The sequence below is a fragment of the Streptomyces sp. NPDC050145 genome (assembly GCF_044460245.1).
In the GTDB taxonomy this organism is placed as follows: domain Bacteria; phylum Actinomycetota; class Actinomycetes; order Streptomycetales; family Streptomycetaceae; genus Streptomyces.
In genome coordinates, this window is sequence record NZ_JBITJS010000001.1 from 508,081 (window position 1) to 523,718 (window position 15,638).

Sequence of the window (15,638 nt, forward strand, 5' to 3'; positions counted from 1 at the left end):
CGCCTGTGGCGGGGGAACTCGCATGGTCGGTTCAGGTGTTGATGGCATGTTCGACGAACTGGCCGCAGGCGCGGAACCCAAGGCGGCGGTACACAGGTTCGCCGTCGGCCGACGCCTGAAGGACCGCGATGCGGTGATCTCGCTCGCGGGCCGCGTGAAGGGCCGCGAGCGTGATGGCTCCGCCGTAGCCGCGCCGGCGGTGGGCGGCCAAGGTGGAGATGTTGTAGATGCCGGCGACTCCCGCGTGGTGGAACACCTCGGCGGAGCAGATCGGACGGTTCTCCACGTAGCTCACCAGATACCGGGCCGGGCAGGTCACGGCCAGCGCCTGGGGAGCGGCCCGGGCGAAGAAGTCACGGACGGTCTCAGAGGATGGATTCCAGTTCGCGGAGAGGACCTCGGCGTAGTCGGCGAGCTGCTCGGGCGCGGTCACCGTGCGGATGTCCAGCCCCGGGACGGAGGGAATCGGCAGGGTGTCGTCCAGCTCGGCCCACATCGCCGTCTCCCGTTCGGACACCGGCAGAGCGGCTGCGGTCAGACGGGCACTGAGGTCCGTCGGTGTCGAGGCAGGTCCCACCCACCAGGAGAAGCTGCGGCCGGTGCCGGCCAGCGTCCCGACGGTCTCGGCGATGCGGGCCGCGGCGTCGGTGACGGTGAAGCGGGCCGCGGCGACGATGTTGAACGTGTCGTCGTCCAGGCCGCTGTCCGCGACCAGGAGGTCGCCGGTCTCCGAGACGGTCGCACCGGACATGTTTCGGTGCAGATGGCAGGCGTGTTCCGCCAGATTTCGTTCCATCCTGTCCGTCAAGTCGGCTTCGTTGAGAGCGTAATCATTCATGGTGATCGATTCCAGCACGGCCGAGTGAGGACCGCATGCCATTTTGGGCGGTGCCGCGCCGACGACCAGCAGCTTTCCGGGGGTCTGTCGCGGTCTTTCGGAGCCGTAGGCGAGTATGTCGCCGTGGACAGCTTCGAGCAGTTGGTTGAGCGGGTCGTGGCCAAGGCGGCTGAGAGTGAGCGGCTGCAACTCCCGGTCTCTGCGGGGGATCTGGACGAGGCGGAGCGACGGCTCGGCTTCCGTCTTCATCCGCTTCTTGCCGCGCTGTACCTGACGGTGGGTAACGGAGGGTTCGGTCCGATGGACTCGTTGCTGCCCCTGGCGGGTGGTCCGAATCCGGACGGTGAGGAGCCTGCGCTCGACGACTATCTGGGACGGATCCCGGCTGCGGATGCCGTCACCTGGTGGTCGTGGCCCGAGGGTGTCCTGCCGGTCCTGGACTGGGGTTGTGCCATGTTCACGTGCGTCGACTGCCGGAGCGAGGGTGGAACAGTCCTCCACTTCGACCCGAACGTGATCCGTGGACAGGACCTGTCTCGGGCGTGGTTCGTGGAAGCGGGGAGCCTCGCGGAGTGGCTTGAGACCTGGCTGGCGGGCCGAGGCTGGTACGAGGACGACATTGCCGACGGAGGCTTCGCCTTGCCGCCGTGGCCCGAGGCTTCCGCGCGGTTGTAGCCATTCACGCAGTTCGCTGAGCAAGCGTGCGTCGACAGCCCCGCTGCCACAAGGTGAGCTGTCGAACGCGGTCTACCAGGATGAGCGGGGGTCGCGGCGTGCTTCCGGGGTCTGCTCGGGCAGAGCCGTGTTCTGGTCGGTGCGCAGCAGCATGCCCGGGTCGGGTTCGAAGTCCTCGTCGGGCGGTGCCGGCTGATGGAAGCGTTCGGTGCGCGGAATGGTGACTTCCACCAGCCGGCCCTCCTGGAACATCCAGAGCCCGAAGCAGTCGTCGTCCTGGTCGCGAAGCAGAACCTGCACCGTGTGCGGACGCGGCCACGGCAGCGACTCCAGGTGCCTGAGGAGGCCCTTGCGGGCACGCACCTTCTCGAGCTCCAGGGCCCAGCCGAATTCGTAGCCCCAGTGCCCCGCAATCGGGACGAAGCGGCCTTGCCAGGTGCGTTCCGGATCGTCCCGGGTCAGCGGTTCCATCACCTCGTCCGCCCAGCGGGCGAGCACGATGACCTCGGCATCTCTACTCATGCCGGAGTATCACCGCATCCACCTGATCCACCGCAACCAAATTCCTCAACAGGCAGACGCAGGCAAGGGCGAGCGGACTGGCGACGAGCTCTCAGGGCCGGCGAGCCCGCGGGCGGAGCCTTGCCCTCGTACCACCGCAGGCCAGGCAGCCGACGACTTGGCCGCGGCGTGGGAAGTTTCCTCCGGCTGTGGCTCATGCGCCCCGGGATCACGATCGTCCGGGCCGCGCTTCGTGTTCTACGTCTGCCGTCATCTGACCTACCTTGCCTCGGAGTCATGGTCGGAGTGGTGGAAAGCCCGGTCGAGGCGGCGCGGCGGTTCCTTCGTCGCGTCCGCCGCGTCGGCGACCTGGTACACCGACTTCCGCGCCGACATCCCGCCGTCGACGTGTCGGCCCTGATCCTGCACGGGATCGCTGACCGCATCCTGCCGGCGGCCGACTACGTCGAGATCGAGGGTGCTCCGCGCGGCCTGCTGTGGACCCACGCTGAGGAGGCCAGGGAGTGGTGGGTGCCGGTGATGGGCTCTGCCTCTGGCCTCGGTGGGTTCATCTGCATGCGCTGTGTCCTTCGGGGTTGTGCGGGACACCAGGCTTTCAGCGGATGACGCGGGGCACATCACGTGAATCCGCTAGATCAGATGACCAGAGGCCGGCGCGGTCCTACGCCCGGTGGGAGGTCTCGCCGAGGCTTCCGGGAGTGCCGGGAGGGGTGGGCGTGGTGATGCCGCTGCCCGCGCCGCTGCTGTAGTGGGTGCCGATTTCCTGGTGGTACTCGGTGTTGCCCAGGTGCTTGTTCTTGTCGAACTCAGGAGCGGCCTTGATCTGCTCCTTGCTGCGCCCGACGCTGATGGTCCTCGCGTCCGGGTCGATGTTCGTGATGGTGCCGGCGGGCAGCATGACCTCCTTGCCGAAGATCCACACGCCGGTGTCGACGACGATGTACTGGCCCCCGACCTCCTGGGAGTGCTTGTCGACCTTGCCGATGCTGCCGTCCGTCGCCTCGACCTTGTAGCCGGTCAGATCGGTGTCCGGGGTGTAGCCGGAGGCGGACGGGTAGTTCCAGATGTTCTCGCTCATGAGTCATCCTCCGCAGATCGTGGTGCGCGGACGATCGCTGCGTTCCGTGCGGTGCGCCGAAAAATGCGTTCGCGGCGCGAGTTCCCTGTTGCGCGCGGATAAACCTGCCGACCGACCCGTCTTCCAGGCGCGGGATCGGGTGCAGCGCGTCGGACCTGGCCGTACGACTCCTTCGGCTCGGCGGCGAGGCCGGCTCAGCTCGACGGGCTGGTCAGGACGCAGTTCGGACAGTCGTTGTCGGGGTCGCCGATGGCTGTCCAGAGCTTCAGGACCTTGCCCTGCCTCAGGGCGGCGTAGGCATCGGGCTCCCGCCCGTCCGTTTCGGGATGGTCGACGTCGAAGGTCACGCCGACGAAACTCTGCTTCCTGTTGGAGCCTCGCTCCCAGGGGCCTGTTCCCGACCAGGCCAATCCGTCGTGCCAACCGACGGCGACGCAGACCTTGTCGGCGATGAAGGTCCCGTCCCGCTTCAGCGTGAGGGTGCCGCCGTCGGCATCGGTCCACGTGGTCGCAAGTTCGGCCGGCTTCAGAACGGCCGGTTCGCCGTCGGGGGGCGGCATGACGGTGAACCTGCCGCAGGCCGTGAGGGCGAAGGCCGTGGCGAGCACCGTTCAAGTCCTGGTCGCGCTCGGCCGGGCATTTCAGCGGCCCTTTCACACACTCGCTGTCATGTTCCCGTTCGCTTCGGGTAGATGCCGCTGACCCCATGGCGGAAGCCGCTGAAGGCATTAGGAACGGAGCGAACAACCTGATGATGCACACGTCCCCTCATCCCGACCCGGCGACACAGCCGCAGTTGGCGGCAGACCTGTCGGGCTGGATAGGTGATCACACGACGGCCCTCGTCGGTGTTCCCCTGCGCATCGCGCTGATCGTGGCCGGTCTGATCGTGGTCCGCATCGTGGCGAAGAAGGCCATCGCCCGCGTCGTCCAGCACATCCTGGAACCGTCCGACAACGAGAACGACGCCGAGCAGACCGTGCCGCGGCAGTCGGGGCGCGGCCCTACGCTGCTGCAGCGTGACCGGACCTACGCCAAGCAGCGCCGGGAACAGCGTGCGCGCACCATCGGCTCCGTGCTGGGCAGCGCCGTGACGATCGTCCTGTTCATGATCGGCGCCGCCATGGTCCTCGACGAGGTCGGCATCGCCCTCGGCCCGCTGCTGGCCAGTGCCGGAGTGGTCGGCCTGGCGATCGGGTTCGGCGCGCAGAGCCTGGTCGCCGACTACCTCTCCGGCCTGCTCATCATGCTCGAGGACCAGTACGGCGTCGGCGACTCGGTGGACCTGGGCGAGGCCGTCGGGACCGTGGAGCACGTCGGCCTGCGCCTGACCCACGTACGTGATCTCAACGGCGGCCTGTGGCACATCCGTAACGGCGAGATCCTGCGTGTGCGCAACGACAGCCAGGAATGGGCGCGCGCCGTGCTGGACGTCGCCGTGGCCTACGAAGCCAATCTCGACACCGTCTACCGCGTCCTCGAGGAGACCGGCCTCGACCTGCGCAAGGACCCCAATTTCAAGGGCCTCTTGCTGGAGGACCCCTCGGTGTGGGGCGTGCAGTCGCTCGACGCCGACGGTGTCGTGGTCCGCATCGCGGTCAAGACCGTGCCGCTCGAGCAGTGGGCCATCACCCGCGAACTGCGGCGCCGTACCAAGGAGGCACTGGACGCGGCCGGCATCGACATCCCGTTCCCGCAGCGCACGGTGTGGCTGCGCAGTGATGACCAGGGGAGCGAGCTGGGGGCGGTGCCCACGCAGCGGTGATGGTGGGGGGTTCCTCAATTCGACGGGCGGCCGGGCCCGCACGCGGAGCAGCTCAGCTGAACCGAATCGACCGGTAGCCGGGACTCCCAGGACGGGGTTGCCTGCACGCGCGGGTGGGACGCGAGATCCCGCCCGCGCGAACCCCTTTCCGCGAACAGGTGCCACCTTCGAATGGCTCGTCAACTCCCGGCGGTCTTCCCCTTGTTGAGGAGCAGGTGCCATCATCTGGGGCCTTGACCCAGCTAAGCCCCGCTCGGGCGGGCCAGCCGTCACCCCATGGCAGAGGAGAGGCGTACATGAGCATGCTGCGACCCCGTGGACGACGGACATGCCGCGCGATGCTCGCCGGGGGTGGCGCTGTGGTCCTGGCCATCGCCATGGCGACGACAGCACAGGCTGATGTGTTGCAGCCCCTCCCGCAGAACGCTGACGGCGTGGAGCAGAGTTTCTCGCCCGCCTACGACTACGACGGTGATGGCTGTTATGCCACGGCCGCGATCGGCAGCGGCGGGACCATCAATCCAGGACTGGCGCTCGGAGGCGACGTCAATGGACACTGTCACGATTCTGCTCAACTCGCCGGCGCCAACACCTATTCGCGCGCGAAATGCAATAACGGCTGGTGCGCCGTCATGTACGCCAGTTATTTCGAGAAGGACCAGGCGACATGGGGCCCGGCGGCGATAGGACACCGTCACGACTGGGAACACGTCGTGGTGTGGGTCTCCCATGACGAGGTGCAGAATGTGGCGGTCTCGCAGCATTCCGGCTATCAATCGGCCGACCGATCACAGATTCGGTTCGACGGCACGCATCCCAAGGTCGTCTATCACAAGGACGGCCTGTCGACGCACTGCTTCCGGTTCGCCGGCTCGGGTGACGAGCCGGCCGAGAATGCCACCGGGGGTTGGTTCTTCCCCCGGCTCGTCGGATGGGAAGGGTATCCGGCCGGATACCGCGACAAGCTGATGACCGCCGACTTCGGTGCCGCCACGATCAAGATCGACGACGGGGACTTCCAGTATGCGCTGACGGCCACGAAGCCGGACGGCATCCCCTTCGATCCCAACGCCTGAACCACCGGCCCGTCAGCGCTTGCGCATGCGGAGCGAGTTCCAGCTCGCGTCGGCGGTCCAGCCTCCGTCCACCGGCATGGCGACGCCGTTGACGAAGCCACTGCGGGCCGGGTCGGACAGGAAGGCGACGGCCTGGGCGATGTCTTCGGGGGCGGCGAACCGTGCCATGGGCACCCGCTCGACGATGTCGTCGTCGCTGTAGCCGCCGGAAGCCTGGTCCGCGGCGTCCATCTCGGTCTTGACCCAGCCCGGGCACACGGCGTTGACGCGGATCCCGCGGCCGCCCCACTCCGCGGCCAGGGTCCGGGTCAGACCGATCAGGCCGTGCTTGCTCGCGTTGTACGCGGCCCGGTCCCCGACCCCTTGCAGCCCGGCGATCGAGGCGATGTTGACGATCGATCCACCGCCCGCGTCGAGCATCAGCTTCCCCAGCGCCCGCGACAGGAGGAAGGGGCCGGTGAGGTTGACCTCCAGCACGCGTCGCCACTGCTCGGCGGTGGTGTCCTCGGCCGGGGTGAGCAGCGAGACGCCCGCGTTGTTCACCAGCACATCGACCCGGCCGAAGCGCTCCCGCACGTGCTCCGCGAGTCCTGCCACGTAGCTCTCCGAGGCCACATCGCCCACCACCGCGTATGCCTCCGCGCCGGCGTCGCGTACCGCCGCCAGTGTCTCCACGGGCTCCTTCAGGTCGGCCAGGACCAGCGCGTATCCCTCGCCCGCCAACACTTCGGCGACCCTGCGGCCGATGCCCTGTGCCACACCGGTCACCACCGCGACCGGCACCCGTACGTCGTGCTCTGTGCTCATGTCCATGGACACAGCCTCACCCGCCACCAGGCATCATGGGAAGCGACGATCAAGAAAGTGAGCTTTCACGAACCATGAACAGCGTCGACCCCCGGCTGTTGCGGACCCTGCTCGCGGTGATGCGGCACGGGTCGATGAGCACCGCGGCAGCCGCACTGGGTTACGTCCCCTCGGCGGTGTCGCAGCACATCGCCCGGCTGGAGCAGCAGGTGGGGGCGGAGCTGCTCTCCCGCCGCCCGGGCGGCGGTGTGACCCCGACCGCCGCCGGGCGCGCGCTCGCCGACGCGGCCGCCCACGTCCTGGCGGCCACCGCGGACTTTCAGCGCCTGGCCGACGACATCGCCCGGTCCGGCGCGCCGGAGGTCAGCATCGGCGTCTACGCGACGGCGGCCGGACGCCTGCTCCCCACCGCGCTGGCCGAGCTGCGCGGGGCCCACCCGGATGTCGTGCTGCACGTCACGGAGACCGAGCCGGTGGACGGTCTGCGCGGACTGCGGACCGGAGAGATCGATCTGCTGCTGGCCTACCGCTATCTCCCCGAAGACCCGCCCAGCGCCGCCGACCTGCAGATCCGCGACCTCGGCAAGGAACCGCTCTGGCTGATGGCGGCACGCGGCACCGGCCGCGCCACGCTCGACGACTGCCGCGAAGCCGACTGGGCCGCCGGACACCGGGGGACCCCTGACCGCCGCCTGCTGCAGCGCTGGGCCCACCGCACCGGCCTCGACCCGGCCGTGCGGTACGAGACGGACGACTACCACACCGCCCTCGCACTGATCGCCCAGGGACTGGCGGTCGGGCTCGTACCGGCCTCCGTCGTCCGTGGCTGGCACGACCCGGCCCGGCCACTCACCCGCGTTGAGGGCATCCCCGAATCCGACCACCCCGAGCGCGAGGTCCTCGCCGTCACCCGCCCCCGGGCGTCCCACCCCGTCGTCGACGCCCTCGCCGAACTCCTGTCCGCCGCCGTCGCGGCCACGTCACCACCACGTGACGCCATCGAGGAGCCGGACTACGGCTCCGGCGGCAGGTCGAGTTCCGCCCAGACCGACTTGCCGTAGACCGTCCGGCAGGCTCCCCACCGGCGGCACAGCATGTTGATCAGTTGCAGTCCCCGGCCGCCCTCGTCGGTCGGCGCCGCGAACTGGATCTGCGGCAGGTCGGGGCCCCGGTCGGCGAGCTCCACGACCACGCGGCCGTGCCGCACGAGCCTGAGCGGTCCCGGCCCCTTCCCGTAACGCATGGCGTTGCCGACCATCTCGCTGACCACCAGCTCCGCGGAATCCTGCAACTCCGGCTGCCCCCAGTCGGCCAGCTGCCGGCGCACCACCTTCCGTGCGAAGCTGCCGGCCGACGTGTCGGAGGGCAGCTCCCACACCCGCACATCCTCTGCCGCATCGTGTGTATCGGCCACGAGCAGGACGGCATCATCGAATCGTTCAGGTGTGGCCAGCTCGTCCACACCGGGTGCCGGAGACCCGGCGGGCATCGAGGCCCCGTCCTGCCGCAGGCGCTCCAGATCCTGCGCCAGGTCACCACTTCGCGTCTTCGCGAGGCCGTCGGTGTACAGCATCAGGCGTGACCCCTCGGGCAACGTGATCCGGGCGCCCTGGTAAGGGATCGCGCCGGCCCCGATCGGCCCGCCCACCGAAAGGTCGACGAAGCGGGCGTCGCCGAACCGGTCGACCACGATGGGAAGCACGTGCCCCGCGGAGGCCAGGGCACAGCTGCCGTCAGCCGGGTCGTAGACAGCGACCAGACAGGTGGAGACCTGCTCCTCGTCGAGGTCACGCGCGGCCAGGTCCAGCCGGGCGAGCACCCGCTCCGGCACCGTGTCCAGGGAGAGCAGGACGCGGGCGATTCCGCGCAGGCGCCCCATCGTCGCGGCCGCCGACAGACCGCCGCCGAGGACATCGCCCACCACGAGGGCGGTCCGGCCGCCGGGAAGCCCCACGATGTCGAACCAGTCGCCGCCCGCCACACGGCGGTCGAGGGCCGGCAGGTAGCTGGGACGGACCTCCAGCTGAAGAGTGGGGGGCGACTCGCGCGGTAGCAGACTGTGCTGGAGCGTCACCACCGTGTCGCGCTCCCGCTGGTACAGGCGGGCGTTGTCGACGGCGACCGCCGCCTTCCCGAGCAGTTCGGTCGCGAGCGCGACGTCGGCCTGGTCGAAACCGGGTCGGTCACCGGAGCGCACGAAGTCAGCGAGCCCCAGCAACACACCACGAGCGACCACCGGCACGACCAGATAGCTGTGCACGCCGGCGGCGCGCAACTGGCCCGCGCCGCTCGCAGTGGAGGCGATCTTCATGAAGTCCTCGGGGGTCACCCGGGAAACAAGAACCGGCTCGCCGGAAGCCAGCGCGCTCTTCCCGTAGGTGGCGAACGAGCTGGCGCTGCCGACGGGGGTCGCCTCGATCATCCGCACCTGCGGAATCCAGGCGATGGCCATCGCCTGCATGGCCGGCATGCCCGGCCCTCGCCAGCGGTCGATCTCAGCGCCACGCAGTACGGACTCGAGCAGGTCGACGGCCGCGCCGTCGGCGAACGTCGGCACTACGAAGTCGACCAGCTCCTGCGTGGTACGCCGCAGGTCGAGCGTGGTCCCGATCTGCCGCCCGGCCGCATTCAGCCAGGCCAGATCAGCCGGAACACGTGCTGCGCGGGCCTCGTCGTACCGGGTGTCGTCGTAGGCCCCGGGCAGCGGTTCGACCATTGCGTTCACCTGCCTTTCCAGGCCGCCCTTCCTACCACCTTCCCACCACAGGACGGCATGCGGCCTGCCCGGTGGAGAAGCCGGCCAGCCTCTTCTGGCCCGCCCGGCCAGAAGAGGTTTCCCTGGGCGCCCGCCCCACCGTGCCTGGCTGATCTGCGTCAGTTGACGTCGACCCCGGACCAGGCCGCGAGCACCGCCTTGTACTCGGTGCCGCCGGAGCCGTACAGGTCGCGTGCGGCCATGAGCGTGCCGGTGCGGGCGCCCGCGTAGTCGGTGGTCGACGTGAAGTACGTGGTCAGCGCCTTGTACCAGATCTGGAGCGCCTTGGCGCGGCCGATGCCCGTGACCTTGGCGCCGTTCGCCGTGGGGGAGTCGTAGGAGACCCCGTTGACGGTCTTGGCGCCGCTGCCCTCGCTCAGCAGGTAGAAGAAGTGGTTGGCGACGCCCGACGAATGGTGCACGTCGAGGCCGCCGACGCTGGGGCTCCAGTAGTCGGCGGAGGCGCCGTCCTTGCTGGGCCTGTCCATGTAGCGCAGCGGGGTGCCGTCGCCCTTGAGGTCGATCTCCTCGCCGATGAGGTAGTCACCGGCGTCGCTGCCGTTCTTGGCGTGGAACTCCGCGCCGGTGCCCATGATGTCGGAGGTCGCCTCGTTCAGGCCCCCCGATTCACCGGTGTACTGCAGGCCCGCGGTGTTGCTGGTGACGCCGTGGGTCATCTCGTGGGCGGCCACGTCCAGTTCGGTCAGCGGGTGGGTGTTGCCCTTGCCGTCGCCGTAGGTCATGCAGAAGCAGCCGTCGTACCAGAACGCGTTCTGGTACTGGTCGCCGTAGTGGACCCGCGAGTAGGCGGCCTGGCCGTTGTTCCTGATGCCGAGGCGGCCGAACGTGTCCTTGTAGAAGTCCCAGGTCTTCTGGGCGCCGTAGGCGACGTCCACGGCCGCGGTCTGGCCGGTGGCGGAGCTGGAGGCCCTGCCGTCGCCCCAGGCGTTGTCCTTGTCCGTGAACAGGGATCCGGTCGAAGTGCCCGTCGTGTGCTTCGAGTTGTAGACCTTGTGGCCGCCGCGGGCGGCGTCCTTCAGCTGGTACCGCGAGCCCGACTTGGTGGTGTTCAGGCCGACCTTGCCCGAGTACTGGCTCCTGCCGGTGCCCGTGGCGGTCACGACGGCCTGGTACTCGAAGAGCTTCTTGCCGGTGGAGGCGTCGGTGATGACGTACAGCTGGTTGGGTGTGCCGTCGTCCTGGAGGCCGCCGACGACGGTCTCGTAGGCGAGGACGGGCCTGCCGGAGACGTTCCAGATGACCTTGCGCGGTGCGCCGTCGGCGGTGGTCCGCTCGGAGCCCTGGGTCTCGGCGGCGGACACCGCCTGCTGCTGTGCGGTGTCGGGAGCGACGTCCGGCGTCAGCGTGGCCACCTCTACGGTGCCCTTGCGTGCTCTGGTGACGCCCTTGGAGCCGCCCGAGGCGGAGGTGTGGACGACGAGGTCGCCGCCGAGCACCGGGAGGCCGGAGTAGGTGCGTTCGTAGCGGGTGTGGACGGTGCCGTTGACGTCCTGGACGACGCTCTTGACGATGAGCTTCTCGTTGGCGCCGAGGCCTATCCGGCGTGCGGTGTCCTCGGCGCCGGTCTGCGCCTGGCGTATGAGCTCGGCGCGTTCGGCCTCGGTCAGCTCGACCGGGGCGGCGCCGGGGAGGCCCGCGGTCGTCGGTGATCCGGCCGTGGTGGGGGCGCCCGGGTTGCCCGCGAAGGCGGTGATGGCCAGCCCGCCCGATATCAGGGAGCCTGTGGCGGCCGCGGATATGACGGTGAGCTTGGTGCGCGATCGGCGCGAGTGCAAGGGGCTCACTCGAGCTCCTTCTCATGGGGGGAGACGGCCGGCATGCGTGACCGGCCTGTGGCGCTTGGGACAGGGGTGACGTCCGCGCCGTGTGAGGTTGACGCTAGTTGCCGCACTATCGCCTCGGGAACAACACCCTCGTGAAGATCCTTTGGCTGATGGCCGCGTGGACCCCGAAGGTCGGATCCCTGGGCGCCCGTGCACCTTTGAAACATCGTCGGCCGCGGATCTTCAGCATGTATCGCCATCTGACCCGGGATCAGAGCGCATCCTCCCCGCGGCATAGCGGGCAGCAACACCCGATCCGTTGCGGCGGCACACCGAAGTCCCTTCTTCCGGTTGTCCCCGGGCGGTCACGGCAGCGGCAGCTGCATCCGAACGTTGTCACTGCGGGGCAACAGGCCCGCACGTCGCACGGTTCGCTCGGAATTCCGGGCTAGCGTTCCCGTCGCCATCACTGGAGACCCGGCGCCGGACCACGGCCTCGGGGGCATCGGAAGGGAACCTCATGAGGCTCAGGCAGCTCGGCCGGATCGGCACCGCCGGCGCACTCACCGTCGCGGCGGCGGGGGTATCGATCGTCTTCACTCCGTCCGTGGCGTCAGCGGAAAGCGGCTGGGAGTGCTACGGCAAACAGGTCAGGCGCTGCGCGACGGTGTGGTGGGACAGGGAGACCGATACGTACTGGGCACGGGCGAAGATCACCGACGTCGCCGGCGGAGGCAACTACACGGTGAAGGTCAACGACGTGAAGCTCCTGCGCTTCAACGGGACGGAGACGCTGACGGTGAAGTCCGCCCAGGACGACGACGGCTGGCACGGCACCGAGGACCTGGCGGGAACGTCCTCGGTCAACCCGTGCCGGTGGCCGAAGAACAGCTTCCAGGTGCAGGCGAGGTTCTCCTGGAAGGAGAAGGGCGGTACCGCGAGCACCAAGACCTGGCGGCCCGCGATGGGTTGGGGCCACATGTGCGACTGATCTGATCCGCTCCGTCGCCCGTCCACGCGATGGACCCGGCAGAGCGTGAGCCGGGATTCGACGACGGTGGTCAGGGGGGACCTCTCCGCATTGCGGAGGGAAGCGCACGGCACTCTTGTGCACCCCCTGACTCATCCTCATACTCACCGCAGAACTGCGCACTTGGCAGGAGCACGCCACCAGCTGGTGGCCGTGCCCACCGCGAGGAGGAGTTTCTGTGAGACTCAAGCGCATCACCGCGATCGCCGCCGCCGCCACCGGCCTGCTGGCCACCACCGCACTCACCCTTCCCCAGGCACAGGCCGCCCCGCCCAAGGCCTACGGCGACGCCCGACTGGCCAAGGTCGACCAGGCCGTCCTCAAGGCCGATGTGGGCGGCACCGCCTGGTACGTCGACCGGGCGAGCGGCCAGGTCGTCGTCACGGCCGACAGCACGGTGTCCGAGGCCGCGCTCACGAAGATCCGGAAGACGGCGGGTGCGGACGCGGGAGCGCTCCGCATCGAACGCAGCCCCGGGAAGTTCACCCAGCTGCTCGGCCCCGGTGACGCCATCTACGGCGGCGGGTACCGCTGCTCAGTCGCCTTCAACGTCGTCCAGGGCAGCACCTACTACTTCCTCACCGCCGGTCACTGCGGCAACGTGGCCAACACCTGGTACGCCAACTCCGCGCAGTCCACACTGATCGGACCCACCGTCGGCTCGAGCTTCCCGGGCAACGACTACGCGCTCGTACGCTACGACAACGCCTCGCTCACCCACCCGGGCGGCTACACCGCGGCCGACGCCTACGTGGGGGAGCCGGTCAAGCGCAGCGGCTCCACCACCGGCACCAAGAGCGGCACGGTCACAGGGCTCGATGCCACCGTGCACTACAGCGGAGGCGGCACGGTCCGCGGGATGATCCAGACCAACGTCTGTGCCGAACCCGGTGACTCCGGAGGCGCGCTGTACGACGGCAGCAAGGCGTTGGGTATCACTTCGGGCGGAAGCGGCAACTGCACGGTCGGCGGGACCACGTTCTTCCAGCCGGTGCCCGAGGCCCTCGCCAAGTACAAGGTGTCGATGTACTGAGACCACCAGCACCGGGGTTCCCCAGGACCTGGGGAGCCCCGGGACAGCTCACTGCTGCGGTGGGTTCAACTCGAGTGTTTCGACCGGCTGTCGGAAGCCGGGCGCGTGACCGAGCCTTCGCAGGTAGGGGTCGAAGGACGCGAAGTCACGCACCGGGTCGGGCGAGTTCCACACCGACTGGGCGTGCACCCGCAGCCGGGGCAGCAGCGTCTGGGTGAGGACGTACTCGGGGGCCCAGCCGTGCGGGTCGTCCCAGATCGGGAAGAACTGCCCGACGCTTCTGCTCTCGGCAGGCACGCTGTAGGGGGCGCCCCAGCCGCCGGAGTACACGTACGGGCTGCCGTACGTCGTCCACTGGTCGGTCGGCCACGGCTGGTTGATGGTGTTGTTCTTGTTGTCGGCCGTGAGCGGCGGCCACAGGTCGTGGTAGAGGTCGGAGGACGAGCCGATCAGGGTGAAGCCCGCGTCGAGATAGGCGTTCGCGGGTGGCGCGTCGTAGATCTCGGCCCAGTAGTCGATCGTGATGTCGCGGCTCAGCCGGACGGCGCCGCCGGCCGGGTCGCTGATCATGTCGTTCCACATCCAGGTGCCACGATCGTCCTTGGCGAGCTGCCCCGACAGGTAGTTGAACAGGGCCTTGTAGCCGTCCTCGCCGGTGGCCTCCGGGCCGGCGAGACCGCGGACCCAGGACAGCAGCCGTGGGTTGTCCGCGTCGAAGAACTCATCGCCTCCGAGGTGGACGTACGGCGCGTCGAACGTCTCCCCGATCTCGCGGACCCACCGCGCCAGACGCTCCCGCACATCGGCACGGGAGTAGTCGTACCCCGTGTTCCCCGGCAGCGCGTAGTGCGGATACACCTGAAGGTCGAGACTGCTGTGCCCGGGTACGTCGATCTCCGGGACGATGGTGACGTGGTACCGACGGGCGAACGCGACAAGGTCGGCGATCTCGGCCTTGGTCCACGACCCGCCCGCGGGCAGCCGGTCGACCAGCTCCGGCGCCACCGCGCTCTCCACCCGAAGGCCCTGGTCGTCCTTCACCCGCAGTTGCAGGTAGTTCATCTTGGTGTAGGCCAGATCCTTGATCTGGTTCTTCAGCCAGCCGAGCGAGTAGTAGCGCCGCCCGGAGTCGACCTGAAGCCCGCGGAAGGCCTGGTCCGTCCAGTCCGTCACCACGCCGCCGGGCAGCCGCCCGGCCGACCGCAGGGCCTGCAGGACGGTCTGAGCGCCGTAGTACGTACCCGTGCCGGACCCACCGGTGACCACGACGGCGTCCTCGTCGATGTCCAGGCGGTAGGCCTGGGACGACAGGGCCCGCGCCTTGGCCGGCGCGGCGGACAGGTCCACCCCTCCCGTGGTCAGCAGGATCCCGCGCGGCACGGGCGCGTGATCGTCCACCACGCGCACCGTGGCCGTCCGGACCAGCTTGGCCTCGACGAACGCCTCGGCGACCCGCTCGGCGTCACCGCGCAGCGCGGCGGCCTGCCCGCGGCGCACAGAGACCGTGAGGTCACCCTGCGGCCGCCACGACCCGCCCTCGCGACGCGTGAACGACTGCACCGCGGGGATGGTGACCGGGAACCCGTTCGCTCCCGGCGACCGGGTGTCACCTGCGGGTGCGGGTGCCGGGTCGGCCGCCGGGCCGACCTCGCGGATCGTGAAGTCGTCGCAGTAGCCCGGTCCCGAGCCGCTGCCCAGCTCGTTCAGGAAGCAGAACGCGTTCAGCTCGCTCGTGCGCGGCCCCGTGGTGACGGTGCGCTTCACCGTGGTCCAGGCCGAGTCGGTGACGTCGACGTAGTGCGCGGCGCCCCGGTAGTACGCCACGCTCTCGGCGTCGAAGACACCGACCCGCACCGACGCGCCGCCCTCGGCGCGGACCTTGGCCGTGAACTCGTAGACCGTGTTGGGTTCGACGTGCCGGATCGGCTTGTTGACCATGCCGCGGGAGACGCCCGTACCGCGCACCGGCAGGTTGCCGCCCCGCGGGTAGCGGCTGTCCCCGTCGTACCCGAGTCCGACCCGCGCCGCGTGGCCCGACCCCGAGGCGCCCGGAGCGACGAGGGAGGCGTGGTAGTACTGCCCGCCGTCGAAGGTGCCGGACTCGAATCCCGGGTCGGTCATCACCGGCCGGCCGCCGTCGGCGCTCGCCGGTGAACCGCCCAGCGCCGTCAGCAGGCCGGCGCACAGGGCCAGCGCCGCCGTGGTGGCCGACGCGCGCCGTGACAACGCGGTCACGCGGCCCTTTCTCGACCGGGGACCAGGCTGTCTTCCGGAG

At 69.4% G+C, this 15,638-nt stretch carries 14 protein-coding genes and 1 pseudogene; 7 read left to right on the forward strand and 8 right to left on the reverse strand.

Going from position 1 to position 15,638, the window contains the following annotated elements; genetic code table 11:
- Positions 1-31 precede the first annotated feature (31 nt).
- Entirely contained in the window at positions 32-796 is a 765-nt protein-coding gene (locus ACIBTU_RS02515; RefSeq protein ID WP_399124219.1) for a GNAT family N-acetyltransferase, read from the reverse strand.
- Between the two features lie 165 nt (positions 797-961).
- Between ACIBTU_RS02515 and ACIBTU_RS02520 the strand changes: the two genes are divergently transcribed.
- On the forward strand, positions 962-1,513 hold the full coding sequence (locus ACIBTU_RS02520) for an SMI1/KNR4 family protein (protein WP_399124030.1): 552 nt from the start codon (positions 962-964) through the stop codon (positions 1,511-1,513).
- A 72-nt stretch (positions 1,514-1,585) separates the two neighbouring features.
- Here ACIBTU_RS02520 and ACIBTU_RS02525 read toward each other — a convergent pair whose 3' ends face one another.
- Positions 1,586-2,035, reverse strand: a complete 450-nt coding sequence (locus tag ACIBTU_RS02525) for a hypothetical protein (protein WP_399124031.1) — start codon at positions 2,033-2,035, stop codon at positions 1,586-1,588.
- A 310-nt stretch (positions 2,036-2,345) separates the two neighbouring features.
- On the opposite strand from ACIBTU_RS02525, the pseudogene ACIBTU_RS02530 reads away from it, so the two are divergent.
- A pseudogene (locus ACIBTU_RS02530) lies at positions 2,346-2,530 on the forward strand (alpha/beta hydrolase); the annotation flags it as partial.
- Positions 2,531-2,696: 166 nt separating this feature from the next.
- Here the strand turns inward: ACIBTU_RS02530 and ACIBTU_RS02535 are convergent.
- Together ACIBTU_RS02535 and ACIBTU_RS02540 are read right to left on the reverse strand one after the other, a co-directional pair.
- The gene (locus tag ACIBTU_RS02535) at positions 2,697-3,113 is read right to left on the reverse strand and encodes a PRC-barrel domain containing protein (RefSeq protein WP_399124032.1); all 417 of its coding nucleotides are present in this window, start codon (positions 3,111-3,113) and stop codon (positions 2,697-2,699) included.
- Positions 3,114-3,307: 194 nt separating this feature from the next.
- Complete coding sequence (locus ACIBTU_RS02540) at positions 3,308-3,673, reverse strand: hypothetical protein (RefSeq protein WP_399124033.1); 366 nt, start codon at positions 3,671-3,673, stop codon at positions 3,308-3,310.
- Between the two features lie 191 nt (positions 3,674-3,864).
- On the opposite strand from ACIBTU_RS02540, the gene ACIBTU_RS02545 reads away from it, so the two are divergent.
- Both ACIBTU_RS02545 and ACIBTU_RS02550 read left to right on the forward strand, forming a co-directional pair.
- On the forward strand, positions 3,865-4,878 hold the full coding sequence (locus ACIBTU_RS02545) for a mechanosensitive ion channel family protein (protein WP_399124034.1): 1,014 nt from the start codon (positions 3,865-3,867) through the stop codon (positions 4,876-4,878).
- A 296-nt stretch (positions 4,879-5,174) separates the two neighbouring features.
- A complete protein-coding gene (locus ACIBTU_RS02550; RefSeq protein WP_399124035.1) occupies positions 5,175-5,954 on the forward strand; it encodes an NPP1 family protein in 780 nt (259 codons plus the stop codon).
- Between the two features lie 12 nt (positions 5,955-5,966).
- On the opposite strand, the gene ACIBTU_RS02555 is transcribed toward ACIBTU_RS02550, so the two are convergent.
- Positions 5,967-6,767 carry an SDR family NAD(P)-dependent oxidoreductase gene (locus ACIBTU_RS02555; protein WP_399124036.1) on the reverse strand — a complete coding sequence of 267 codons (801 nt, stop codon included), beginning with the start codon at positions 6,765-6,767 and terminating at the stop codon, positions 5,967-5,969.
- 68 nt (positions 6,768-6,835) lie between these two features.
- On the opposite strand from ACIBTU_RS02555, the gene ACIBTU_RS02560 reads away from it, so the two are divergent.
- Positions 6,836-7,822: a LysR family transcriptional regulator gene (locus ACIBTU_RS02560; protein WP_399124037.1), complete on the forward strand. Its 987-nt coding sequence runs from the start codon at positions 6,836-6,838 to the stop codon at positions 7,820-7,822.
- Here the strand turns inward: ACIBTU_RS02560 and ACIBTU_RS02565 are convergent.
- A complete protein-coding gene (locus tag ACIBTU_RS02565) occupies positions 7,774-9,477 on the reverse strand; it encodes a SpoIIE family protein phosphatase (protein ID WP_399124038.1) in 1,704 nt (567 codons plus the stop codon). The two genes, ACIBTU_RS02560 and ACIBTU_RS02565, sit on opposite strands and share 49 nt — an antisense overlap.
- Before the next feature lie 158 nt (positions 9,478-9,635).
- Positions 9,636-11,321 carry a M4 family metallopeptidase gene (locus tag ACIBTU_RS02570; protein WP_399124039.1) on the reverse strand — a complete coding sequence of 562 codons (1,686 nt, stop codon included), beginning with the start codon at positions 11,319-11,321 and terminating at the stop codon, positions 9,636-9,638.
- Between the two features lie 499 nt (positions 11,322-11,820).
- Between ACIBTU_RS02570 and ACIBTU_RS02575 the strand changes: the two genes are divergently transcribed.
- Positions 11,821-12,291: a hypothetical protein gene (locus tag ACIBTU_RS02575; RefSeq protein ID WP_399124040.1), complete on the forward strand. Its 471-nt coding sequence runs from the start codon at positions 11,821-11,823 to the stop codon at positions 12,289-12,291.
- A gap of 217 nt (positions 12,292-12,508) precedes the next feature.
- Positions 12,509-13,363, forward strand: a complete 855-nt coding sequence (locus ACIBTU_RS02580; RefSeq protein WP_399124041.1) for a S1 family peptidase — start codon at positions 12,509-12,511, stop codon at positions 13,361-13,363.
- A gap of 48 nt (positions 13,364-13,411) precedes the next feature.
- Here ACIBTU_RS02580 and ACIBTU_RS02585 read toward each other — a convergent pair whose 3' ends face one another.
- Positions 13,412-15,598: a family 20 glycosylhydrolase gene (locus tag ACIBTU_RS02585; protein WP_399124042.1), complete on the reverse strand. Its 2,187-nt coding sequence runs from the start codon at positions 15,596-15,598 to the stop codon at positions 13,412-13,414.
- Positions 15,599-15,638: the final 40 nt, after the last annotated feature.